The organism is Variovorax sp. LjRoot130 (genome assembly GCF_964253755.1).
Taxonomy (GTDB): Bacteria; Pseudomonadota; Gammaproteobacteria; order Burkholderiales; family Burkholderiaceae_C; genus Variovorax.
The window spans coordinates 1,023,101-1,045,462 of the sequence record NZ_CAXURM020000002.1 but is presented as its reverse complement, the minus strand read 5'-3'; the positions used below and the strand labels follow the sequence as shown (position 1 = coordinate 1,045,462).

The following is a 22,362-nucleotide window of genomic DNA, read 5'->3' as shown; positions in this document are numbered from 1 at the left end:
GGACGTCGACGCTCAGGGAACGGCGCCCGCGCAGTTGTGTGGCAGCAGCACGGAGTTCATGCAATCAGATTCGCCGAGGCCTGGGAAAGCGCCTGGGCGGCGCGTTGCAACTGCGGCATCAGTTTGGCAACGGACGACTCGACGTCCGACTTAATCCGAGTCAAATGCTCCGGCCCTCCCTGAAGCACGCTTTCTACCTTTTGCCGCTGCGCCGCAACCTCTTGCCGCACCTTGGCAGTCTCTACGTGAAGTGCTTGCGGAGAACTGTTGAAGCGGAAGCCCCTGACCTTGTCTGCTTGCCAACGCATCATGGTCGCTGTGAGCTTCGGACCAAAGCCCTTGACGGCGCTCACACTTCTCGTACTGAGATCGGCGGCGGTTTCGATGCCGAACGAGCGCAGAGCCGCCTTCTTGGCCGGACCCAGGCCAGGGATCGACGCGCTGTCGAGGAAAAACTTCTCGAGGTACTCGGTCAGCTGCCGCTCTCTCGCCTTCTCTTGGACGGATAACAGAAGCTTGGCCTCCTTCGCCGCAAAACCGGCGTGCGTTTGCCTGGCGGCCTCGAGGGACTGCTTGGCTTCTTGAAACCGGTCGAGCTTGGTGGCATCTCTCAGCTGTCCAAGCAATTGCTGGTACGCCCGGTCGGCCTGGGCGTGCGCGGACGTCCGACGGTCCTTCTCCTCGATGAAGCTCTTACCGTTGCCGCCACTTGCAGTCCACCACGTGATGAGGCCACCGATGATCCAGAGCACTGCGATCTTTGGGAACATCACGCTCAACACGCCGATCGCGATAAGTGCAATCACGAGGGATCCTGCCCTGTTGGGCTTCTTTCGAACGCCCTCCGGTAGCGGAGCGGCAGTGGAGGCATAGTCGCCGGGTGCCGGTGGAGTGGGCATCCGTGGCGGCTGGATGCTCTCGATCGCAGCCCAGACTCGGGCGAGGACGAAGGTCGAGCCCTGTCCGGCCGCCACGTGTACGAGGTCAATGAAAAAGTAAGCGCCTGCCGAATCCAGCTTGCACCAGGGACATTCGGGCGAATGATTGGGGTAGACGTGCATGCGCGAACGGCCGCAGGTCTTTAGGCCCGCTCGAATTTTGTCCAGCTCCACCAGCCATTCGCTCGCTTTCGGCCGGCCGTTGGCTTGCGCTCCCACTTCGGTGAAAGCTCGATGGAACATCACCTGCGTGCTGCTGGGCACCAAAGAGAAGGCGATTGAGTTGGGCGGCGGCGCAAATCCTCGCTGTGCGGCGTCGAAACCGTACGCAAATCGGAACGCCTTGATGTCAGGCTCCAGACCGTTGCCGACCTCGTCACGCAGCGGCCTTCCGGCAAACGGATGGCGACCGCCGAAGAGAAGGTGAAAGATCAGCAGGGCCAACCCGAAGGCGTCGTGGTTCGCGGTGCGCGCGACCGTCGCAAACGAGGAGATCCCTTGCAACTCGGGTGGTGTGAAGTGAGAAACACCGACCTCGCACAGATGCAGTCGCCCGGCAGCATTGATCTGCATCGAGTCGCTGTCGATCAGCAACACTCGCGCATCGGCGCCGACCATGACGTTGCCTTGGTTCACGTCCCCGAGCACATGTCCGTGCCGATGGATGGTTTCGAAGGCGGCGGCGGTGTTGCGCGCAGCTACCAACAGGAAATCCCAGGCGGCCTTGGGGTAGTCCTGCTTACGATGAGCAGGGCTGTAGAGCATGTGGATCGGCTGCTTCTCCCGCACCCGCTCCATGAGGAAGCCCGTCACTGCGCCGCCAGGCGATGTGTGGAGGGTGTCCGTTGGCCACGCAGAATATGACAGCAGGTCCTTCGCTGCGCTGCTGGCCATGAACCGCAGCTTCTCCTGCTTCTGCTGCGTTGGCGCTTGGTGATAAAGCTTGGCAACCAGATTCGGTGAGGCCACCACTTCGAAAACGCTTCCCTCGCCACCCTTGCCGAGCTGGCTGCCCAGCGAGAGCGCAGCGCCGCTGCGAGTCCACAGGCTCTTGCTCATCTCAGTTCATTCCACCCACACAGCCAGTGCAAGGCTCTTGTCGTCGTCTGTGCGTTCGTTGACTTGCGGGCTGGCGAGGAACGCTGCGAGCTGGCTCTGCAGCATGTCCTCCTGCTGCGCGGTCGCTTTTGCAAGAACATCAAAGAATGGCGTGAAGAATGGCTCGTGCGGCGTCCCTTGCGCCATGTTGAGCGCAAGCCGCTGGATTCCGTCGCTGAAGACGGCCGCGCGCTGAGTCCGACCTTGATAGATCTTTTGAGCCATCACCTCCAGGTAATCGGGCTGCGTGACGAAGTGCGTCATGTTGGCGTATTCGCCCGTCATCGGCGGGGCCGTGAGCTCCAGTCCGGCACCTACATCCAGGACGATGGCGCCGTCGCCGATCTGAAACGCCAACGTCTTCTCTTTGCTGGAGACCAACCCAAGAAAAGTGCAAGCATAGTCGCGAGCCTGCAACGCATCGGTGGCGGCCTGGCCGTCGATCGCGGTGCGCACGGCTTCCAGGCAAGCGGGCGCCAGCGACTCTGTCAGTTCAAAACCCGGCCCTCGCATGGCAGCCGCCAAGTACGAGACTGCCGTCTGCACGGCTGTAGCCGCCCCCTCCAAACCCTTAGCGGCCGATCCCGCGCCGTCCGCAACAAAGATCGTCAGGACTTCTCCGTCGGATCGCGGCTCAACCATCGCCCAGCATTCATCCTGGCAAGGCGTGCCGTTCGCGATATGGGAGGTTCCAATCGACAGAGCCGAGACGACTCTCCAGGTCACACCGATGCCCAGCCGGTTGGTGCATCCAGCTTCACTTCCTGGCCCGGCGTGGATTGGGAAACCGATTTCAGCGACGACGAAAGCCAAGTGAAGAGCTCGCGGAACTTGAACCCATCGAGCGACAAGGGCGTGCGACTGCTGATCTGACTGAGCACTTCCATGTTCGCGCCCTTGACGCCGATCGCGAAGAACGCGAACGCCTTGGATGCCTCGCCTTCACGCACGGCGGCGGCCGCGCTCTTCCACTCGTCGGTTGGGCCGCCATCGGTGATCAGGAAGACCCATGGACGGTAATACGGAACGCCGTTGCTGCGGTACTCTTCCTTGCGAAGACGAACCAGATCAAGGCCTTGACGGATCGCCTCACCCATTGGTGTCGCGCCTTGAGCGGACAGCGTCGGGGGGTAGAAGCTTTCAGCTCCCGTAAAGGGCTGCAGCACCTGGGTGGGACCAAAGGTCACGATCGCCACCTCCACGCGCTTCATCGCCAAAGCATCTGCTGCGAGCTCGTCCTTGAATGTCACGAGGCCATCGTTGAGGTGCTGCAGGGGCTCTCCACTCATTGACCCCGACACATCGAGAAGAAGCACACACGGACACCGTGGCTCGGCATTGTCCGCGAAGTTCGTTGGGACGCCGAAGCTGATTTGTTCAGTCATTGAAGCAGTGATGGTTGGTTGATCGGGTGGTTTGACTTAAGGGCCATCGCTCTGCGGGCCGACACGCATAGGGTCTACATATCCTTGTTGAGACCGGCTTGACTCGACCGGCTCACCGCGCGTGACTACAACACCGCGTTCGATCGTCCGGCTGGGGAAACGCGAGGTCGTCGCAGGACCGGCGGACTCGTCTGAGGCGTACGCAGGCCCTCGGACCGGAGAAACTGTTGTCAGGCGACCGCGCGGCAACTCCGCAACCTCGCCGCGCGGCTGTATTCCAGTCTCCACCCCGATGGAGAGAGGGTCATCGGCGCCCGGAGGGCTACCTTCATCCACGGAAAGAGCCCGGACCGAACTCACTTGGCTGTGCTCACTAGCGAGCATCGATACCTGCGGCAGCTCGGTGAGATCGGAAACGGCAGGCGCATCCGACGCAGTCGGTGTAGCCGAGGTTGATTCGATGACCTTTGCCTCCTGCAATGGCGCGGTAGAGGCCGTCGACGATGCAGCGGCCGGCCGCCGATCCAGCACGGCGGTCGAGTCGGCGTAGTGAGTGAGACCTTCGGCGGTGAAGTACATGGCGATGCCGCCGACCACGAGGGTCATGCTCATTCGCGCTGCAGTGAAGGCGGCGTTGGAAGTGCCGCTTCGTTGATAGCGGGACCAGAAGTGAGGGTAGAGTCGCCAAGTCGCGAAAGCGGCCATCACGAACACGAGCGCTGAAGCGGCGGGCAGAACGAAAGATTTTCCGGCCAGGCAAGCGGCTGCAATCGCCCACAGCCCTGCCGTCCAGCCCAGTCGTGGCCCCATTGGCATTTGCGTGGGCACGATGTTGTCTTTGAAGCCTGTCTTGAATCGGCCGTCTCGTTTTCCAGAGTCGTAGTTGACAAGAACACCCAGGCCTGCCAGGAGGGCCAGCCATCCGATCGCTTCACTCACTGCTTCTTCTCCTATGCTCGCACAAATGGTAACAAGCCACAGGCAGGCAAACGCCGCGGCCGCAACAAAGCCGTCTGCGATGTGACATAGATCCGGTTGATTGAGCAAAGCTCTGGCGCAATAAGGTCGAAAAGTCCGAACTGTTCCGGTCCGATCGGTAATCCGGCGCCGCCCCAGTCGAGCACCGGCAAGGGGCGCCGTCGGTATCGCGAGATGACGTGCCACGACCGGACCTCGATCCAAGGGAACCCGGCCGCCTGGAACGCCGCCTTCTTGCGACCGGAAACGGCATGGGTGTGCCAGACTTCAATCACCAGCAGGATCCGGTCTGTCTGCGGGCACCGCACGACCAGATCCGGAACGAACCGGCTACTTCCAATCTTGATCGACTTTTCGTGTTCGACGACTACGGGCCTGCTCAGGTCAACGAGGCAGGCCAGGGCGCGCCAAGTGACTCCGGCATGAAACAGCCCCATCAGACCTTCGCGCGCTCTCAGTTCCAAAGTCAGGCGCCGAATCGCCTGATCATGCGGCGTCCCTTGCGGATCCTGAGGTCGCGGATTCTGATGCGTGCGCCGGGCGTTTCGCCGCCTGCGTGAATTCCGAAAAGTCTGCGTTGCCATGAGGGGCCCTTGAGGTGTTGGAGCGCCTTATGCTCTAGAGCATGACCCTCGCCGCGCAGTCCGAAACCCTCCTGGAAGCCTCCGCGGAGGACTCCCGCCCGCCAGAAGTGCAGGCCGCGGCGGTAGTGCTTGCTTACTTGGATAACACGCAGCTCGCGGTCCGACACAAGGCGTTCGAAGTGCTGAAGGAATTGGCCACGCAGACGGTGGCCCGCGCGTTGGAGGGAAAGTCAATCCACATCACAACGCTGAACCTTAAAACCGGCGTTGCGCCGGACATCGCCAAGGACCCCAGCGCATGGCTCAGCCCGCACTGGGCGCGACTGATCGAAGCCGAGAAGGAATGGCGGGAGGGCATGATTGCGGCGGCCCGTCGCGAGAGGTCGGAATTCATTCCGAGGCTCGAGAAGCTCCAAGGCAACCCTTCGACCTACCGGATCTTGGCAGATCCGCTTCCCCATGAAGGAGCGCCGGAGCCAGTGTCTCTCGTGCCGCAGGGCGGGATCTACTACACGCCGGAGAGCATCACTGCGCCAGGCGCGTGGCTAAGCAAGGCGCTGAATGCCGGCATCGTCCCATGGACGGCCGCTGCGCGATGGTCGTTGATGCTGACCGTCATGACGGGTTTGATCGCCGTGCTCATTCTGGCTTGGCTGTTGCTCTACTTCGGGATACGGGTCACACGTCCGCTCAGTCCGGCTGACGTCACGACCGTGTTCGTCTTTCTGATGCTGATCGCAGGCGTCGCATCAGTTTTCCGCTTCTTCGGTGAGCTGTTCGATCTTCGGATCGTCATGGCGCCCTCGCTGCTCACGCCTTTGTCGAAAGACAACGTCACGCTAGAACTCCGCCCGTCCACTGTGGACACCGCTGGCGAACTCGTTTTTGCCCGCTACACATCAACTTGTCCCATCTGCAACGCGAGCGTCGAGCTCTTCGATGGAGGCAAGGACTTCCCCGGCCGAATCGTGGGGCGCTGCCGGCGCTCCGCACGTGAGCACGTTTACAGCTTCGACCATGCGCGCAAGATTGGTCGACCCTTGCGCGAGTCTGCGAGCTGACCGGCAAATCAAGCAGTCTCGGCGCGCGGCTGCACCCAGAGGTCAGCGTCTTAGGTAGCTCTTCGCTCCTGTGTCACTCAAGCAATACTGGCCGCCACGCGGGCCAGTACAGATGTTGCCGGAACGGCAGGAGCATGTTTCGACAGCTCCACGCTGCGGAGTGATCAGGTTCAATGTGGGACTGCTGGATGGTGCGCCCGAACAAATCCTTTTGGAAGCGCTGATGGACCCGTCATTGCACACAAACCTGGCGCCAGCGCAATGCGCAATGCCACCCTTGCTGCCAGAGCAGGGATAGTTCGCGTGCGCCGCGAGGGCTGCCAGCAGAAGCGCGGCGCATATGAAAGCGCTCCGCAACGTCCGTCCGCTAGAGATGGCCATGTTGACGCAGGAGCGCTTCGAACTGTGCGCCGTCCATGACACGGATGTTTGCGCCGGCTGTGTTCAGCTGAGCAGCTTTTCGCTGCTTCGTGCTCATGCCGTCAGCGCCCACCAAAGACAGATCCTGCTCCCCGACCACGACGATGTTGGTTTTCTTGGAGACGCTGCTGCAGCTCCGGAGCCCGAGCGCTGCAGCCTTCGCTTCAGCGACGCCGCGCGGCATCGACAGTTCGCCAGTGAAAACAATCCTGAAGCCGGCCAGTGCTCCTGTGGGATTCGCTTCAGGAGCTGAGGCTTTTTGGGGCCGCATATCGCCGGCACCGGCAATTGCGCCGCGGACCATGTCAAACCAGTCCCGCGCCCAGGTATTGGTGTTCTCCTGCGCCTTGACAAACACCTGCCCGGCTGCGCGCGCATCTGCAAGCGCGTCGTGGTGATTGGATAGGCCGATGCCAAGTTGCGCACAAACCTTCTTCAATGCCCAGCCGCCTGCGGTGAACTCCGCGGGCCATGCCTGCTTGACGACGTGTTGCAGATCCAGCCACTGACCGTCCAGGGCGGGGAAGTTATAGCGCGCCGCAGCTTGAAGGAAAGCGCTGCGATCGAAATCACCGTAGCTGGCGACGCACGACCCATCAAGGCGTTTTCTGACTTCCCCCATAACCTCGGGCAACGTCGGCGCAGATGCAACTGCCCTGCGCCCGATGCCATGGATGCCAACGTTGATGACGTTGAATTCATCCTCGGGATTGACCAGCGTCGTCCACTCGTCAACGATTTTTCTGTTCTCGTAGACGACCAAACCGATTTGGCAGATTGACGCGCGACGGGAGTTCGCGGTTTCAACGTCGACGGCTACAAACCGAGCCATGACATCAACCTTCGTCGCACGGCGCCAAGGCCAACGCTTGAAGGTCATTGGTGAAGGTGACTTGCGTCTGAAAGCGAGTGCAGGTCAGACTGATCGTGGCGTCGGTGTCAATGTCGAGGTCTTCACCGCGCAGGCCCTGCCATGTCGCGAGGTAGTGCAGCGAACCGGTGCGTTTGCCTGCCTTCAGAGGTCTGTCCGACCCGCCCTTCCAGGCCAAGGGCGGCAACTCACCTTTGAGTGCGAGGACGCACAAAGCTGGCGATTCTTTGGCTTTCATAAGACCCCGCGCCCAAGAACAGATCAAACCCCCGTCGCGCCCCTCCCAGCGGTCGGCCCATGTCTCTTGGGGTGGCAGGGGGGCGCCGACAGCGTGGAGTATTCTTGTCATGGGATGTCTGGTTTTGAATATGAAAGGCGGCGGCGTGGATGCTTCCTTTGCCGGCGTCGGACGCAAGTCTTGTTTTCTTCTCTGGAGATCGTAGGCCGGGGTGCACAGTACGAGACGCGAACTTCTTGAAGATCCTCAACAAACGTGAACAAAGGCGCAGCCAGGCGAGCGTGATCGGTCGCCAGCGGAACGCTAAGCTGCTCGGCGCCGATCGGGCATCGCGTTAGCCTTGTCTCTAATGCGCCGCACGTCCGCCACGGCGTCGCCACAAACAAGGCCGTTCTTGCAGACAAAGCGAAGCATGCCGGCCAGCATCTGATAGCTGCTCGTCCCGTCATGGGAGTTCAGTAGGATGATTTCGTTGGCTTCCGCGCCGAGACCTGGGCCGGCCTCGTTGCAACCGTCTTTCCTGAGTTCATCGCCCGCGCAAGACCGAGACCGGGCGCGTGGTGACGGGCCGTCAAGGAAGAATGCGCGGGGTTGGTGCGGCCCGCAGCCGCAGACGAGGACACGGCCTCGCGCGCCTTGACGGCACGGAGGCATGCGCTACGTTCGCTGGAATGGTGATGAAAGAAGGGAAGACAGGGATGAGGCAACGACCGCACTTGGCGCCGACTCCACGCAAGCGAAGCGCGCAGGCCCGGATCAACGAGCCGGACCGAAGACGCCAGCCGACGGAGGGAGGGAACGCTGGATGCCCGAAAGGGGCGACACGCCGCAGGCGGCTCGATGCGCAGCACGACAGCGCGCCCGGTCGCCTTCTTGGCCGGGGACGCCCAGACTTGGATCGGCATTCGGTACCTGAACACCTGTTCGATCGCGGGCATTGAGGTACCGACAGAACTGGCTTGGTCAAATACGCTACCAGCCATCTTCACCATCAAAGACAGGCCATGAGCGCACCTCAATCCAAAAACTCGAAGCAGATCTGCGAGAACATCCTCATCGAGGGGAAGCACTACAACATCGAGCACAGCATCCTGCCCAGCGAGAACGCTGTGGCCGATCGGCTGCTCGCTCGCGGCATCGAGCTGACCGCGGCCTACGATGAACTGCATGGCAAGCTATACGCGCATCCCCACGCGCTGCAAACCTTTCTAGGACTCGTCCTGAGCACCGGCGCATCCTGGAGCCCAGACAAGATCGCGGCGGCGCGTACCGCACGCGGCGATCTCGCCAAAATCAACCAGCAGATTGCGAGGAGGGCGGCAGAGCTGACTGGTCTGCTACAGCAGCGCTCCGATCTGCACAACACCTCCGGCTTCAGCACCGACACCCACTACCACGTGTGCGATGTGATCGAGGCGGCGGCCAAGAGCAACTACCTTTTCATGTCGTACGTCCAGGAGCGCCTCAATGACCTTCACGGCCAGTTCGATCTGAAGTATTGGCCGTCGCTGAGCGACATCCTGCAAGAGCTGGCCTCCGATGCTGAGGACGCCGTCACGGAAGCCACAGACCCTTTGACTGCGGCCGCCACCATGGCTTCGCGCCCGTCCCGGGCCGATTTCATCAAGGCAGTGCTCGCAGCCATCGACGAGAACAGCGGGCGCAACTACGGCCAACTGCCCAAGGACTTCAAAGCCACCGACAACACTCTCGCTTCTTTGGCCAACTGCGTCCTGGACCTGAGCGCCGAAGACCTGGTCGATGGCCAGTACGTGAAGCGGCTCCGTCAGCGTGAACGCGATGGAGCCAAGTAGCCACCGACGGGCCTTCCGGTAACTTTGGTCCGGGCCGATCAGCCGCAGCCTATCCGGTGGCCTTCTGCAACGGGGTGCGCAAATGGCATGGGCCGGGGCCAGCAGTCTGTAGAAGTGGCGGTGGCGGATGTCGCAGTCCGCGAGGGCTTGCAGAGATTGACGCGCAGTGTGCGCCAAGGGGCCTTTCCCACCGCGCTGGCTCGACTGCCTGCGGGCTCGAGGGTGAGCCCCGTCTGGACTGGCGGCCCGTCAGGGACGCTGCTCCACGCTCCAAATTGCACTGCTAAGTGCAGTACATTTAAGCCTTTCTGTATCGGCTCACAGCATCACCAGCCTATGGCCACCACGCGCCGTCCAAAGGTCAAGACCGCCACGCTCACGGTCCGGCTCGACCCCAAGATCAAAGCCGCGGCCGAGGCTGCGGCAGAGCGCGAGCACCGCAGCCTCACCAGCTTTCTGGAGGTGCTCATCGTCAACCATTGCCGGACGCTGGGACTGAGCCCCGAACACTTTGCCAAGGAATCTCGTCAATGACCAAGACGCCGCAGACGGCGCGCAGACGTCCAGCCGCTCAGAGCGCTGCCATCCAGGACATCCGCTTCTATCGCGCCAATGAGAAGCCGTATGGCGCATTCAGCAACCTGTTCAAGCGGCCGATTGAGTTTGAGGGGACGATATATCCCACCTCGGAGCACGCGTATCAGGCCGGCAAGGCGCTCAAGCCCGCGGTGCGCCAATGGATTCTGAGCGCACCGACACCTGCGCTGGCTGCGATGGCCGCGCACGGCCTGTATGTGTGGGACGTGGTGCCCAATTGGGCCCAGATCAAGTTCGACCGGATGCGCGCCGTGCTGCGCGCGAAATTCGACCAGCACACCGATTTGCGAGAGTTGCTGCTGTCCACTGGTCGATCCAGACTGGTAGAGGCCGGGACCGTCAACAACGCCGTCAATCGACTCTGGGGCGAAGTGGATGGCAAGGGCGAGAACATGTTGGGGGTGATGCTGATGGAGCTTCGAACGGAGTACGCGAAGCAGCGCCCGGCAAGCGTACCTGCCGCGAAGAAGACGGCCGCATCCAAAAGGACTTCGGCAGGCCCGAAGGCGGCCTCCAAGCGGGTGACCGCGATCGCATGACCGCCCCCAACATGCTGTTGGCGCCCAATCATTACGAGGGCGAACTTGCGCAGTTGGGGAACAGCTACTCGGCGGCATGCGCTGCCGACATTGAGGCGTTGAAGCTTGCGATCGCCAGTACGGCCGAAGCTAGCATGATCGGCGTCGGCTCGGGAGGATCATTCACGGTGGCGTCCTTGCTGTGCAGCCTCCACGAGGCTTACACCGGCCGGGTTTCTCGCCCCTCGACACCGCTGGAGATCATCTGCACTCCGGCCCTGGCCTCGTCGAGTCCGGTCTTCCTCGTGTCCGCCGAAGGCAAGAATCCTGACATCGTGGAAGCGCTCGAACGCGCGCGCCGGTTCAGCTCGCGGACGGTCCACGTCTTGACCAACCGGCGGGACAGCCCTTTGATGACGCACGTGCAGTCCCTGCCGGGCGTCAAGCCCTACGTCTTCGAACTTGCGAAGAAGGATGGCTATCTGGCCACCAACAGTCTGCTGCTTGATGCAGTTCTGGTGGCGCGGGCTTACGGCGAACTCAACGGCCTCCGGCAGCCGATGCCGCCGGACATCGCAGCATTGCGGGTAGGCGAACAAAGCGTAGAAGAGTGGCTCGCGGTAGCCCAGCCCTTCATCGCCGAGGCGGTGCGGCGTGGCGTTCTCACCGTCGTCTACTCACCTTTGCTGCGGGCCATCGCGACCGACTTGGAATCGAAGCTTTCTGAGGGTGCGCTTCTGCACATTCAACTGGCCGATCTGCGTTCTTATGCCCACGGCCGACACTTGTGGCTCGCGCAGCGCCCGCAGGACTGCGCCATCCTTGCTCTGGTGGAACCGTCGCTGGACAAGCTGTGGGACGGAATGCGCAGCAAGTTCCCCAGCGGCATTCCGACGCTGACCATGTCCTTGTCCGGTGCCGATCCCGTTCACCTGATCGCGGGCCTGGTAGCGCAGATGCACCTGGTGGCTTCAGTCGGGCGCCAGCTTGGCAAAGACCCCGGTCGCCCCGAAGTGCCGACCTACGGGCGTGAGATTCACTACGCAAATCTGCGAGACGTGATACCGCTACCGATGCCGGCAGGACCTGCCGAGGAGCAGTCCAAGTACGAGGTGCTCGGTGCCCATTGGCCTTCGCAGCGAGACCACGGCACGATGCGCCGCGCGGCCCGTGCTTTTGCAGACACGATTCGCACACAGCGTTTCAAGGCCGTGGTGTTCGACTACGACGGCACGCTGTGCAGCTCGCAGAGCAAGGACGGCCCCCCGCCGCCCAGCGTCGTGGATCATCTCGTGCGGTTGAGCCGGGCCGGCATCGTCGTCGGCATCGCTTCGGGGCGGGGAGGCTCGATCCAGGCTTGCCTGCAAGACGTCATGCCGCACGACGTCCTGCCCAAGATCAGGCTCGGTCTGTACAACGGCGGCTGGATCGCCGCGGCGGATGTGCCGCCGAAGCCGGCAGCGGAAACCAGCGAGTTCCTCAGCCACGTGACGCGCATCGTGGTGCGCTTGAAGTCCCAAGGGGTGCCCATCCTGGCTCATCGCACCACCCATCCCTTTCAGGTCAGTGTTCGCTTCCGCGAGGGTCTGGCGACCGATGGCATGTGGTTCGTGATTGCCGACGCGCTGCGCCAAGCGGGTCTCGATCTCTCGACCATGGTTCGCAGCAAACACTCGGTAGACATCCTTGCCAAAGGTGTGAGCAAGTCGGCTCTCGTGGCGGACATCATCCAAAAGGACAAGGTCGACCCCTACGAAATCCTGACGATGGGCGATCAGGGGGCGTGGCCGGGCAACGATGCCGCACTGCTGGAGCACCGGTACTCGCTGAGTGTGGACATGCCCTCGCGTCGCTTGGACCGGGCTTGGAAGCTTGCGCCGGCTGAGAAGCGCGACGTCGATGCTACGTTGTGGTACTTGGAGCGGATGGTGCACGAGGAGGGCGGCGTGTTTCGCCTAGCTTTCCCGGATGCAGGCGACAGCGGGGGTGCCCAAGATGCGTGATCAGAACGCCGCCAAACTGCTGGCCAAGGTGATGGGATGGGAGGACTTGGAAACCGTGCCCCAAGTGTTGCCGACCCTGCAACTGCTGGCCGACTTCAAGTACGACCATTACCAGCGCTTCGGCCCCGGGCGCCGATTCATTGAGAGCCTGGCGTTGTGGCTCCACCAGTTCGAGCCGCAGGATCGGCAGACCGCCTTGCGGCTGGTCCTGGATCACTTAGTGTTCATCTCGGACGATGAATTCTCCCATCTGGTTCGTACCGCCTACCGTGACTGGATCGTTCAGGAACGCATGCGGTTGGTATCCGAGGAACACGAGATCCCGTCGTTCAGGGTCCAGGAAATCGCTCGCCACAGGCGCTTCGAGCAACTGCGTCTGACGTCGTTGTATCTCGGCCTGAGCGATGGTGCGCGCACCAACGAGCTGCGACGCGCCAGCGATGGCGAGATCGGCAACGAGCAGATTTGGCAGGCCTACGAGCTGGGCGACGAGAAAGCCGAAGACATGCTCCAGGACCTCGGCGCGTCGCTGCAACGCGCCGGCTTCGCATCCGAGGACCCGCGCTTCAATCTGATCTGGCTGCTAGATGATTTCTCAGGCAGCGGCAACACCTACATTCGCTATGACAATGTCTCGCGCCGATTCAAGGGCAAGCTGCCCAAGATCTATCAGCGGCTTCACCAGCGCGGCATGGTCGATCCTTCGCACTACGAAGTGTTTTTGATGCTGTACACCGCGACGCGCCAGGCGATCGACCACATCGAATATTGGTCGGAGCGGTTCACGACAGACCACGGCTACAAGCCACTCCAAGTGCGCGTCTTGTGCCCGATTGAGCCCGAAGTTTCGCTCACGTTCAATAGCAGTCCCGAGATGCAGGCCCTGCTGGCCAACCCGGCCTACAGCAACAACAGCGTGGTCGATAAGCACTTCCTTGTCGGTGGAACCGACGATGCCAGCCTGGGCTTTGGCGGATGCGCATTGCCGGTGGTCTTGGGCCACAACACGCCAAACAACTCGGTGTTCTTGTTATGGGGACCGGAGCAGTTCCAGCCGCACGGGCTATTCCCCCGCGTCAGCCGTCATCGGGAGTTCTGATGGCCTACAACGCCAATCCTTTTTTGGAGCGCATGTCAGAGCGCACGACCTCTGACACGGAGTTCGTCCGCCTGTTCTCTCCGAAGATTCTCGAGAAGCTGGCGGAGGATGCCTTTGATGGTGCCGTGCACGTGTTCCGAAGCTCGCCGGGTGCCGGCAAGACGACGCTTCTGCGCGCGTTCACGCCGCCGGCGTTGCGCGCCTTCTGGCATTCCCGCAATCGCCCCGAACTGTCCGAGTCGTTCCAGAAGCTGCTCAACCGCGGGTTGCTGACCGAAGGCGAGAGCCCGCAACTGCTGGGTGTCTATCTCAGCTGCGCGTCCGGATATGCCGATCTGCCCTCCAGCGAGGGCTTGCAGCAGGAGGGGCTTTTCCGGGCGCTGCTGGATTGCCGGATCGTGCTGCGCACGCTGCGCAGCCTGGGGGCGCTGCTGGGCTTCAGCGCCCCCGAGCAGTTGGCGGAGGTGTCGCTCGACCATTCGGCTTTGCCTGGCCTGCAGGGCATCCCGGGAATCTCGAACGCATTGGAACTGGCGACTTGGGCGGAGGAACACGAACAGCAAGTCTATGCGCAGCTCGACACGTTCATGGGGCCTGTCAACACGGCTCTGCCTGCCCAGGTCCGATTTGAGGGCGTGCTTTGGTTGCAATCAATTGCCTTCAGCCACGAGGGCCGGGCCGTCGGTGGCCAACGGCTCCTGATGGTCGACGACATGCACAAGCTGCGCCGCAAGCAGCGAGCGCTCTTGGTAGACGAACTGACGGTGATGCGCCCGTCCATCCCGATTTGGCTGGCCGAGCGCACCGTCGCGCTGGGGACTGAACTGCTGTCGCAGGGTGCCCGCGAAGGCCGCGATCTGCGCGAGTACAACCTAGACCGGATGTGGAGCGATGCCAAGGGGATGAGCCAGTTCGTCTCCTATGCGCAAAACATCCTGGATCGGCGTATGAAGAACCAGGACGCGGTGCCGGTGGGGTCGTTCACCCAATGCCTGCGTGACGAACTGGTCAGCGGCGAGGTGCGAATCCAGGTTGCCGAGGGCATCGAGCGCTTCCGCAATGAGGTGGAGCGCCACCAGTCCAAGCAGCGCTATGCCCAGTGGCTGGCGCGGGCGGACCAGTACACGTCCGACCAGAATCTGGAGTCGCTGCTGGAGCTCTATGTCACGCGAATCCTGCTGGTGCGGGACGAGTCCAAGCGCCAATTGTCCCTGGACCTGACCTTGACCGAGGAAGAGCTGGAGGACCGTGACAGTTCCCAGGTCCGCAGCGCCGCGGAGCTGTTCATGCACGAAGAACTGGGCATCCCCTACTACTTCGGATTCGACCGCTTGTGCGTGATGGCCACGAGCAATGTCGAGGAACTGCTGGCGCTCGCGGCAGCGCTTTATGTCGGCCTGCAGGCAAAGCAAGTGCTTCGCAAGTCCGAACCCATTCTCTCGCCTCTGGAACAGGACAAGCTGCTTCGCGAGGCTGCCGGCCGCAAGCGCGACTTCATTCCCAAGTCGCATACCGAAGGTACCCGGGCCCAGCGACTGCTCGATTCCATCGGCGCGTTCTGCTACGACCAAACATTCGCGCCAAATGCGCCCTATGCCCCAGGCGTGACGGGGGTGCGACTTTCGCGTGCTGAGTTGGCCAAATTGATCGCGCCTGGTGCCTTCGGTCCACCAGGAGTGGCGCTGCAACGCGTGTTGGCCGAATGTGCAGCGGAAAACTTGCTGGTGCAAAGGGAGAGCCAAGCCACCGGGTCGCGCGACAGCGGCACCATCTTCTACCTCAACCGATCGCTGTGTGTCAACTACGGCCTTCCATTGCAGATGGGTGGATGGCGCGACGTTTCCGTGGGTGAGCTGATGAGGTGGATGGAGCGTCGACTCACGCCCGGCCGTAAGAGCCTGGAGACAAGCTAGCATGCTTTGGGATCACTATGTTTTTCGCCGCGGCGATGGCGTCCACGAACTGTGGGACGACCTGCTGAAGGACCGGCCGGTCAAACTGCTGTACATCGCTGGCCGAGGTTTCGACGTGCGCGCGCAGTCGGTAATGCGCGAATTCGTGGCGGGTCAGCAAGGCGCGGGAAGGAAGACCGTGAGCGCCAAACTGCTGCTGCTGGGCTTTCAAGGCTACGAATTGGACGACGAGATCGAGACGCTCACGCAGGAAAACGCCGCAGCGCTGCAGGCGGTGTTCGCCCCTCTGGGCGAAACGGCCACGGTGACCGTCGCGCAGGCTGAGGGCGAGGAAGAGGCCAGTGCCAGCGACGCGCTGCGCCAGCGAGTCAAGGCCGTTCTCGACGAGATCGACGGCAAGACGGACATCGTCCTTGACGTCAGCTCGCTGCCCCGCGCGACCTATCTCGCGCTGCTCACAAATATTCTGCAAAGACTCGTGCCCAACAAGGTGCCGGTGGAGGGGGCGGACCACCCGTTGTATGCCAATGGCGTCAATTTCCAAGTGCTAGTCGCCGAGGATGCCAAGCTGGACGGACAGATCCGGGCCGAAGACCCGAGCAACGACCTCGTGAACATTCCGGGGTTTTTCGCGACCTGGCAGCTCGAGAGCGTGCAGGACTGGCCACTCGTGTGGTTTCCAGTGCTCGGTGAAGGACGGGTGAACCAGTTGCAGAAGATCGCAGCCTCGATTCCGACTGAAGCCGAGGTCTGCCCTGTAGTGCCGCATCCGTCGAAGGACCCGCGCCGCGCCGATCGGTTACTGGTCGAGTACCGGGAGCCGCTGTTTGACAGCCGCAGGACGCCGACGTCGAACATCCTGTACGCCCAGGAGTCTCAGCCGTTCGAAGCCTACCGGCAACTTTTAGGGGCCATGAAGCGCTACCGGAACAGCATGGCGATCCTGGGCGGATGCCGACTCGTGATGACGCCGTTGGGCAGCAAGCTCATCACCCTGGGCACGGGCCTGGCTTGTTTCGAGATGCGGCCGTCGGACTGGAACGCCAAGTATGGCGTTGCGATTCCCCACGCCGAGCCCAGGCGCTACATAGCGTCGGTCGATGCCCTGCGCCAGTCGAAGCCGGAAGTTTCGCTGCTGTTGCTCACGGGTGAAGCATATGGAGCGCCGAAGTGAGCGGGGAGTGCGCGAGCGATCCCCATGGCATCCGGCCCCGCCAGCTGGCCGTTTGGTAGCGTTGAGAACAGGACGACGGGATGCCGATCACTGCGTTTTCGAAGCAATGGGGGCGCGAACTCGATGTCGAACAATGGCTGCGTCTGCATGGGTATGCGGCGCAGGGCGATGCTGAACTGGCTGGCGTCCCAAATGCGTTGCGGGCATTGGCGTCCACCGACATCGAATGCAGCTGCTGCGGCGCCGCAGGCGCCATCCTGGTGGGGAGCGGCCGAGGGCGCGCGACGGACAGGGCGGTCACGCAGACCCATTTCCGCTTTCGGGGGCCGGACGGTAGCAATCCTCACGATCCACTATGCGACTATTTTGATGAGAAAAGAGTCTCTGGCGGCGATTACCTCACCAACTTCGCGAGCGACCGTTCGGCACTGACCCCGGCAATTCGCGAACTGGTATGCCGAGGCATTCAGGGCGGCCTGTTCAGCCTCGTCATCGTGGCCGACATCCGAGATTTCCCCCCAAAGTTCTGAGATGCCGGAGCTTTGCAGACTTTGCGGCCAAGACAAGCCATTGCTGCTTAGCCATATCCTGCCCGCCTTCGTTTTCAAGTGGAAGCGCGAGAGCGCGGGCGGCTCGCACTTGCGCAGCACCGCGGAGCCGAACCTTCGGGTTCAGGACGGCGTCAAGCTCCGCTGGTTATGCGTGGAGTGCGAGGAACTTTTCAGCAAAGACGAGCGCGCGTTCGCCGCTCGCATCTTTTATCCATTCCTTCAAGATTCAAGCCGCCGCCACCCATATGGCCCTTGGCTGCTCCGTTTCTGCTGTTCGGTGTCGTGGCGCCTCCTTCGTTTAGCGCTGGAGAAGAACGAGTTCGACGACTGGGACGCCGAATCCATTGAGCAGTGCAGACGCGTGGAAATTGTCTGGCGAGAATTTCTGCTGGGCAAGCGCGCACATCCAGGCGACTACCGGCAGCACATGGTGCCCTTCGACCTGATCGAGTCGACCTCCATGGATTCGGCCGCGCCCAACATCAATCGATACCTCACGCGAATGATCCAGATGGATCTTTGCCACGGTCGGACCTCCATCTTCACATTCGCGAAGTTGGGCCGCTTCGCCATATTCGGAACGGTGCGCCCCGACACCCAACGCTGGAGAGGCGCAGCAGTCGCAAGCAACGAGGGATGGGTCGGCCCGCGAGACTATGAATTGCCTGGCGCGCTTTGGGGATATTTGACTGATAAGGCCCTGGCGGCGGGCGCCGCATTGGCGGGTGTCACGGAGAAGCAGCAGGCGAAGATCGACGGCGCTTTCGCGAAGAACGTCGACGCTTTCGCAAGCAGCGACGCTTTTCGGGCGATGCAAGCCGATGTTGAAATGTTTGGCGAGGATGCATTTACCTCTCGTCGAGCAACAGTCGGACCGACCTGCCGCCAATAAAAAGTCGGAGGAGGAACGATGAAGGCGTTTTGGAGAAGCCGCGAGCTTTCGACTGTGTTCGGCGCCTCAGGCATCGACGAGAACAGCGCGACGGCTGCTTTGGGCTGGACGCTCGCGCAGTCACCGACCTTTGCGCGCGCCCTGCTGGAAGACTTGTTCGGCGAGCAGGTCGACGCGTCCGAGTTGCGGGTGGATATGCAGCGGCACGAGCCGGGAGCAGGCGGATTCACCGACCTTGAATTGCGCACAGGATCCGAGTGCCACGCGATCATCGAAGCCAAAGTTGGCTGGGTCATTCCGACCGAATCGCAGTTCAGGCTGTATGCCGAGCGCATTGACCCCAAGGTGTCGAGGCTCACTAAGCTGGTGAGCCTCACGGCCATGAATCGCAGGTTCGTGAAACTGCCCCCGAAACTCGCTGGCGTACCGACGACCCATCGGTCATGGGAGGACATCGTTAGGCTGGCGGCGCAGTGCCGTGCGAAGACGCGTCAAGCCGTCGAAAGATTGTGGCTAGAGCAATTAGGCAACCACTTGGAGCGTTACATGCAAATGCAGGACATTCTCAGCAGCATCGTCTACCTCGTTCCGCTTGGCACCAAGGAGATAATCGAAGGCCGAGGTTACACATGGATCGATGTGGCCACGGGTGATCCGCCGCAGTATTTCCATCCCGTGGGCGGCCCAACCTATCCGCGCTTCCCTAAGGTTCCTCAGAACTACATCGGCTTCCGGTATCACGGCAAGGTGCAGAGCGTGCATTTCGTGGAGAAGGTCGACGTGCTGGTAAATCTCAATCGCCTCAACAAGAATTGGCCGGTTGGGCAGGACCCGGTCTTTCTCTACACGCTGGGGCCGGCGATGACCCCAGCCAAAAAGGTTCGGTCCGGCCGCAACATCTGGCCGACGGATTCGCATTACTGCGCGCTCGATACCTTGCTGTCTGGCCGCTATGAGACAGTTGCCGATGCCATCGCCGAGACCAATCGTCGCCGAAGGCTCATGAGGCTCGACGAATCCGATCCGCTCGAACAGCAGTAGTCGAAATGCCTTCCGTTGCTCAATGCACGGTCAAGTCGCCCCAGGCGTGCTCGCAGGGTGAACTTGGCGAGTTCTTCGATCTAGTCGCTTCGGCCGGCAAGGTTGCGACAGCCGGACTCCGAGGTCGACTTCAGGAGGCGCACAGCCTGGCGTTTTTGAGGCTGGATGGCGTTCTCGTCGGCGTCGCCGGCTTGAAGCGCCCGAATCAGGGTTACAGAGAGCGGGTCGCGGTGAGTTCCGGAGAGTCGTTACCGGAGCCGACCTACGCGTTCGAGCTCGGCTGGGTGTCAGTCGCTCCTTCTGCAGTGGGCGGAAAGTCCATAGCGCTTTGCGAGCCGCTCATCTTGTTGACGGCGACTGACGGCGTTTTCGCCACGACGGGCACCGACAACGGCCGAATGCAAACGACATTGGGCAAGCTGGGCTTCGCGCGTGTGGGCGCGGAGTGGGAGTCTAAAGAGGCCGACGAGATGCTTTGCCTGTTCGTCAAGAAGGCGACGGCATATGCCGTCGATTGACTCCGTGCGGCCTCGCTTCAGTCGGCTCCAACTGAAGCATATGTCTTGATCTGCCCACCCCAGAAGACGATCTCAAAAAGCCCACTAACGCCATCTTCAGGCTCTATTGCATGATTGATTTGAATCCCGGGCTGGCGCTCCAAAGTCTTTCCATGTGTCCGGATAACCTGCACAAACTCGCTGCTTGGCATATCGGGGCCATCCGCAAAAAATTGAATTCGTAGCGGTGGCTCGACGAACCGCCCCGTCTCGACATACACGATGCCTCGAACGATTTTCTCCGTGACTTTCTCGAACAGTTCCTTGGGATCAGGAATGGGATTTGGTCGGAGCGGGCCCGTGCCGCTTCAGTGCCAGCAGTCGGATAGACGTTCCGTGCCTCAAACGGTCCGTGGTAGATGCTTGCGGTGACACGCTTGGCTGCAGCCGTCCGCGCCAGTGCATCGACTTCATTTCGTGCGAATTCGGGTTTCAGCGAGCGGAGCACTTTTTGCGGAATGCCGGCGGTCTCCCTCACCTTCGGATCCAGCGTCAAAGCGATCAAAGAGATAAAGCGGCTCTCAACGCGTCCCAGAGCAGAGTTGCATGCCAGGCAGCTTGGCGCCTTCCATTTGTCGATGTTTGCAGGTGTGGTGTCTGGGTACCACCCGACTGGGAACACATGGTCCCAGTTTCGCTCAACGCTGTCTTTTAGACAGTGAACACACTTACCGATGGGCGGTCGCTTGGCCATACGTCATTTTGCCGCCCTGGGCGTACACGGTGCAGCGCGCTCACGTCCACACCTTCGTCGCCTACCCAAGGCTCGAACACCCGCGCATGTCCATTCAGATCGAGTTCAACGTGCAGATTGAGCGAAGCCCATGAACGACAAGTCGGGGTGATCTTACTGTTCGTGCAGTTCGATATGTTCATCTTGAAAAACCCAATGCACGACAACCACTTATGTGAACCATGCCGCACCAGTGGCAGCGGTCGCCACGTCGATCGCTGAGCCTTGACGCTCATGCGCCAGCTGCTCCGCCAGGGCCGTCAATGCCTCGCCCACCGGCTGCACGACCTTCAACGCCAACAGATCGTCGGCACGCGTGCGTCCGAGGTTGACCGCCGCCACCGGCTTGCCTGCGGCCACGGCCGCCTGCACGAACCGGAAGCCCGAATACACCATCAGCGACGAGCCGGCGACCAACACGGCATCGGCTTCACTCAGCGCCGCATAGGCGGCTTGCACGCGCTCGCGCGGTACGCTCTCGCCGAAGAACACCACGTCGGGCTTGAGCATGCCGCCGCAGACCGGACAGGTCGGCACGTCGAAGCTGGCGAAATCCTGGTCTTCGACGTCAGCATCGCCGTCCGGTGCGGCGCGGGCTTCCAGTGCGGCCCACGCGGGGTTGCGCGCACGCAGCGACTGCTGCATTTCGGCACGCGGCGTGCGCGTCTCGCAGCCGAGGCAGCGCACGGTGTCGATGCGGCCGTGCAGGTCGATGGTCTGGCGGCTGCCGGCGGCGTCGTGCAGGCCGTCGACGTTCTGCGTGAGCAGTAGTCCCACGCGGCCCGAGGCCTCGAGGCGGGCCAGCGCGCGGTGCGAGGCGCCAGGCTCGGCTGTCGCCATGGTCGGCCAGCCGACGAGGCTGCGTGCCCAGTAGCGGCGCCGCGTGAGCTCGTCGCCGGTGAAGGCCTGGAGGGTGACCGGCGACGGTCGCTTCCAGTCGCCGTTGACGTCGCGGTAGTCGGGAATGCCCGAGTCGGTGCTGCAGCCGGCGCCGGTCAGCACGAAGAGGCGGGGATGGCGCGCGGCGAAGTCGGCGAGCGAGGTGGAGGCGTCCATGGCAACCGAGCATACGGCGGCCGGCGTCGCCGCGCAGGCGGCGGGGCTCTTCGCGATGTTCAGCGGAACTGCTTGCGCAGTAAGGGCTTGTGCCTGGCGATGTGCGCGAGCTGAGCCTCGGCAATGAGGCCGCCCAGATCCACGCCGTCGCCGTTCAGCACCTCGTTAGCGTGCACCAGCGCACGGGCCACCACCTCGTCCTCGCTCACGCCGAGCTGCGCAGCGAGGTCGAGCGCCACACGCTTCATCGCGCGCTGCGACAGAATCCACATGGCGCCGAAGGCGTCCCACGCAGCGGCCGATTCCTTGAAGCGTTCGCGGTCCGCCAGAATCTCGTTGAGCGGCTTGGCCAGCAACTCGTTGACCGCGTCGAGTTGCTCGGCCAGCACCGCGTGCTGCGCCTGCGCGTCGCGCAGCGCGTCGGCCGCGCTATCCGCCGGCGGCGGCACCGGCGCGGCAAAGCTGCCGTCCGCGTTCGCCGTAGGGATCTGGAGCTTGTCGGTCAGGGACATGGCGTTGCCTTTCGTCGGGCAGCGTGTTGGAGTTCAAACGCCAGGGGCGCGCGGCAGGCGTTGCGTGCTTGACGAGACCGAAGAGTGTAGTGACCGCGCCCCACGGAACCGCGCCGCGCTCATCGTTGTGCCTCACTTCGGCAACAGCATCTTGTCTACCACGTGGAGAATGCCGTCCGACTGGGTCACGTCGGCAACGATCACGGTGGCCGTGCCACCCCTCGTTTGTGATCGCCGGCCGCCGCCGCCGGCCTTGGGCAAGCGTCCGGCCGTCCCATCTTGACTCAAGGTCAGGGCGCTGAGGGATGAGCCCCGGCGTAGGCGAGGCA

At 62.3% G+C, this 22,362-nt stretch carries 22 protein-coding genes and 1 pseudogene; 12 read left to right on the top strand and 11 right to left on the bottom strand.

The annotated features are described in order from the left end of the window. Window positions 1-56: 56 nt before the first annotated feature. Genes ACSQ86_RS34830 through ACSQ86_RS34810 form a run of 5 tightly spaced genes read right to left on the bottom strand, consistent with a single transcriptional unit; the run spans window position 57 to window position 4,983 of the window. Window positions 57-1,997 carry a helix-hairpin-helix domain-containing protein gene (locus ACSQ86_RS34830; protein ID WP_436310733.1) on the bottom strand — a complete coding sequence of 647 codons (1,941 nt, stop codon included), beginning with the start codon at window positions 1,995-1,997 and terminating at the stop codon, window positions 57-59. A 6-nt stretch (window positions 1,998-2,003) separates the two neighbouring features. Then, on the bottom strand, window positions 2,004-2,849 hold the full coding sequence (locus ACSQ86_RS34825; RefSeq protein ID WP_436310732.1) for a PP2C family serine/threonine-protein phosphatase: 846 nt from the start codon (window positions 2,847-2,849) through the stop codon (window positions 2,004-2,006). Continuing rightward, the gene (locus ACSQ86_RS34820; protein WP_436310731.1) at window positions 2,759-3,421 is read right to left on the bottom strand and encodes a vWA domain-containing protein; all 663 of its coding nucleotides are present in this window, start codon (window positions 3,419-3,421) and stop codon (window positions 2,759-2,761) included. Before ACSQ86_RS34820 ends, ACSQ86_RS34825 begins: the two co-directional genes overlap by 91 nt. A gap of 36 nt (window positions 3,422-3,457) precedes the next feature. Further along, entirely contained in the window at window positions 3,458-4,360 is a 903-nt protein-coding gene (locus ACSQ86_RS34815) for a hypothetical protein (protein ID WP_436310730.1), read from the bottom strand. Window positions 4,361-4,371: 11 nt separating this feature from the next. Then, complete coding sequence (locus tag ACSQ86_RS34810) at window positions 4,372-4,983, bottom strand: hypothetical protein (protein ID WP_436310729.1); 612 nt, start codon at window positions 4,981-4,983, stop codon at window positions 4,372-4,374. A 41-nt stretch (window positions 4,984-5,024) separates the two neighbouring features. Here ACSQ86_RS34810 and ACSQ86_RS34805 point away from each other — a divergent pair, with 41 nt between their 5' ends. Beyond that, entirely contained in the window at window positions 5,025-6,044 is a 1,020-nt protein-coding gene (locus ACSQ86_RS34805) for a hypothetical protein (RefSeq protein ID WP_436310728.1), read from the top strand. A gap of 367 nt (window positions 6,045-6,411) precedes the next feature. Here ACSQ86_RS34805 and ACSQ86_RS34800 read toward each other — a convergent pair whose 3' ends face one another. From ACSQ86_RS34800 to ACSQ86_RS34790, 3 genes and pseudogenes are all read right to left on the bottom strand, one after another. Further along, a complete protein-coding gene (locus ACSQ86_RS34800; RefSeq protein ID WP_436310727.1) occupies window positions 6,412-7,344 on the bottom strand; it encodes an exonuclease domain-containing protein in 933 nt (310 codons plus the stop codon). Continuing rightward, window positions 7,301-7,573 (bottom strand): hypothetical protein, encoded by a 273-nt coding sequence (locus ACSQ86_RS34795; protein ID WP_436310726.1) that lies wholly within the window; start codon window positions 7,571-7,573, stop codon window positions 7,301-7,303. The genes ACSQ86_RS34800 and ACSQ86_RS34795 overlap by 44 nt, the downstream gene beginning before the upstream one ends. A 303-nt stretch (window positions 7,574-7,876) precedes the next feature. After that, window positions 7,877-8,059: pseudogene (locus ACSQ86_RS34790) on the bottom strand (DUF932 domain-containing protein); the annotation flags it as partial. Between the two features lie 518 nt (window positions 8,060-8,577). Here ACSQ86_RS34790 and ACSQ86_RS34785 point away from each other — a divergent pair. From ACSQ86_RS34785 to ACSQ86_RS34735, 11 genes are all read left to right on the top strand, one after another. Beyond that, on the top strand, window positions 8,578-9,387 hold the full coding sequence (locus tag ACSQ86_RS34785; protein WP_436310725.1) for a hypothetical protein: 810 nt from the start codon (window positions 8,578-8,580) through the stop codon (window positions 9,385-9,387). A gap of 336 nt (window positions 9,388-9,723) precedes the next feature. Further along, window positions 9,724-9,921 (top strand): type II toxin -antitoxin system TacA 1-like antitoxin, encoded by a 198-nt coding sequence (locus ACSQ86_RS34780; protein WP_436310724.1) that lies wholly within the window; start codon window positions 9,724-9,726, stop codon window positions 9,919-9,921. After that, window positions 9,918-10,523 carry an NADAR family protein gene (locus ACSQ86_RS34775; RefSeq protein WP_436310723.1) on the top strand — a complete coding sequence of 202 codons (606 nt, stop codon included), beginning with the start codon at window positions 9,918-9,920 and terminating at the stop codon, window positions 10,521-10,523. Before ACSQ86_RS34780 ends, ACSQ86_RS34775 begins: the two co-directional genes overlap by 4 nt. Further along, window positions 10,520-12,505 carry an HAD family hydrolase gene (locus ACSQ86_RS34770; protein ID WP_436310722.1) on the top strand — a complete coding sequence of 662 codons (1,986 nt, stop codon included), beginning with the start codon at window positions 10,520-10,522 and terminating at the stop codon, window positions 12,503-12,505. The genes ACSQ86_RS34775 and ACSQ86_RS34770 overlap by 4 nt, the downstream gene beginning before the upstream one ends. After that, window positions 12,498-13,604 carry a phosphoribosyltransferase-like protein gene (locus ACSQ86_RS34765; RefSeq protein ID WP_436310897.1) on the top strand — a complete coding sequence of 369 codons (1,107 nt, stop codon included), beginning with the start codon at window positions 12,498-12,500 and terminating at the stop codon, window positions 13,602-13,604. The genes ACSQ86_RS34770 and ACSQ86_RS34765 overlap by 8 nt, the downstream gene beginning before the upstream one ends. Next, window positions 13,604-15,517, top strand: coding sequence for an ORC-CDC6 family AAA ATPase (locus ACSQ86_RS34760; RefSeq protein ID WP_436310721.1), 1,914 nt, complete (start codon window positions 13,604-13,606; stop codon window positions 15,515-15,517). The genes ACSQ86_RS34765 and ACSQ86_RS34760 overlap by 1 nt, the downstream gene beginning before the upstream one ends. A gap of 1 nt (window position 15,518) precedes the next feature. Continuing rightward, window positions 15,519-16,691: a hypothetical protein gene (locus ACSQ86_RS34755; RefSeq protein ID WP_436310720.1), complete on the top strand. Its 1,173-nt coding sequence runs from the start codon at window positions 15,519-15,521 to the stop codon at window positions 16,689-16,691. Between the two features lie 80 nt (window positions 16,692-16,771). Further along, complete coding sequence (locus ACSQ86_RS34750; protein WP_436310719.1) at window positions 16,772-17,221, top strand: hypothetical protein; 450 nt, start codon at window positions 16,772-16,774, stop codon at window positions 17,219-17,221. Between the two features lie 40 nt (window positions 17,222-17,261). After that, entirely contained in the window at window positions 17,262-18,134 is an 873-nt protein-coding gene (locus ACSQ86_RS34745; protein ID WP_436310718.1) for a hypothetical protein, read from the top strand. A gap of 18 nt (window positions 18,135-18,152) precedes the next feature. Further along, the gene (locus tag ACSQ86_RS34740; protein ID WP_436310717.1) at window positions 18,153-19,175 is read left to right on the top strand and encodes a hypothetical protein; all 1,023 of its coding nucleotides are present in this window, start codon (window positions 18,153-18,155) and stop codon (window positions 19,173-19,175) included. A 5-nt stretch (window positions 19,176-19,180) separates the two neighbouring features. Then, window positions 19,181-19,693 (top strand): hypothetical protein, encoded by a 513-nt coding sequence (locus ACSQ86_RS34735; RefSeq protein WP_436310716.1) that lies wholly within the window; start codon window positions 19,181-19,183, stop codon window positions 19,691-19,693. A gap of 17 nt (window positions 19,694-19,710) precedes the next feature. On the opposite strand, the gene ACSQ86_RS34730 is transcribed toward ACSQ86_RS34735, so the two are convergent. The 3 genes from ACSQ86_RS34730 to ACSQ86_RS34720 form a co-directional block, all read right to left on the bottom strand. Continuing rightward, window positions 19,711-19,953: a hypothetical protein gene (locus ACSQ86_RS34730; RefSeq protein ID WP_436310715.1), complete on the bottom strand. Its 243-nt coding sequence runs from the start codon at window positions 19,951-19,953 to the stop codon at window positions 19,711-19,713. Window positions 19,954-20,636: 683 nt separating this feature from the next. After that, window positions 20,637-21,578 carry an NAD-dependent protein deacetylase gene (locus ACSQ86_RS34725; RefSeq protein ID WP_436310896.1) on the bottom strand — a complete coding sequence of 314 codons (942 nt, stop codon included), beginning with the start codon at window positions 21,576-21,578 and terminating at the stop codon, window positions 20,637-20,639. A 2-nt stretch (window positions 21,579-21,580) separates the two neighbouring features. Continuing rightward, window positions 21,581-22,033 (bottom strand): hypothetical protein, encoded by a 453-nt coding sequence (locus ACSQ86_RS34720; protein WP_436310714.1) that lies wholly within the window; start codon window positions 22,031-22,033, stop codon window positions 21,581-21,583. Between the last annotated feature and the right edge of the window lie 329 nt (window positions 22,034-22,362).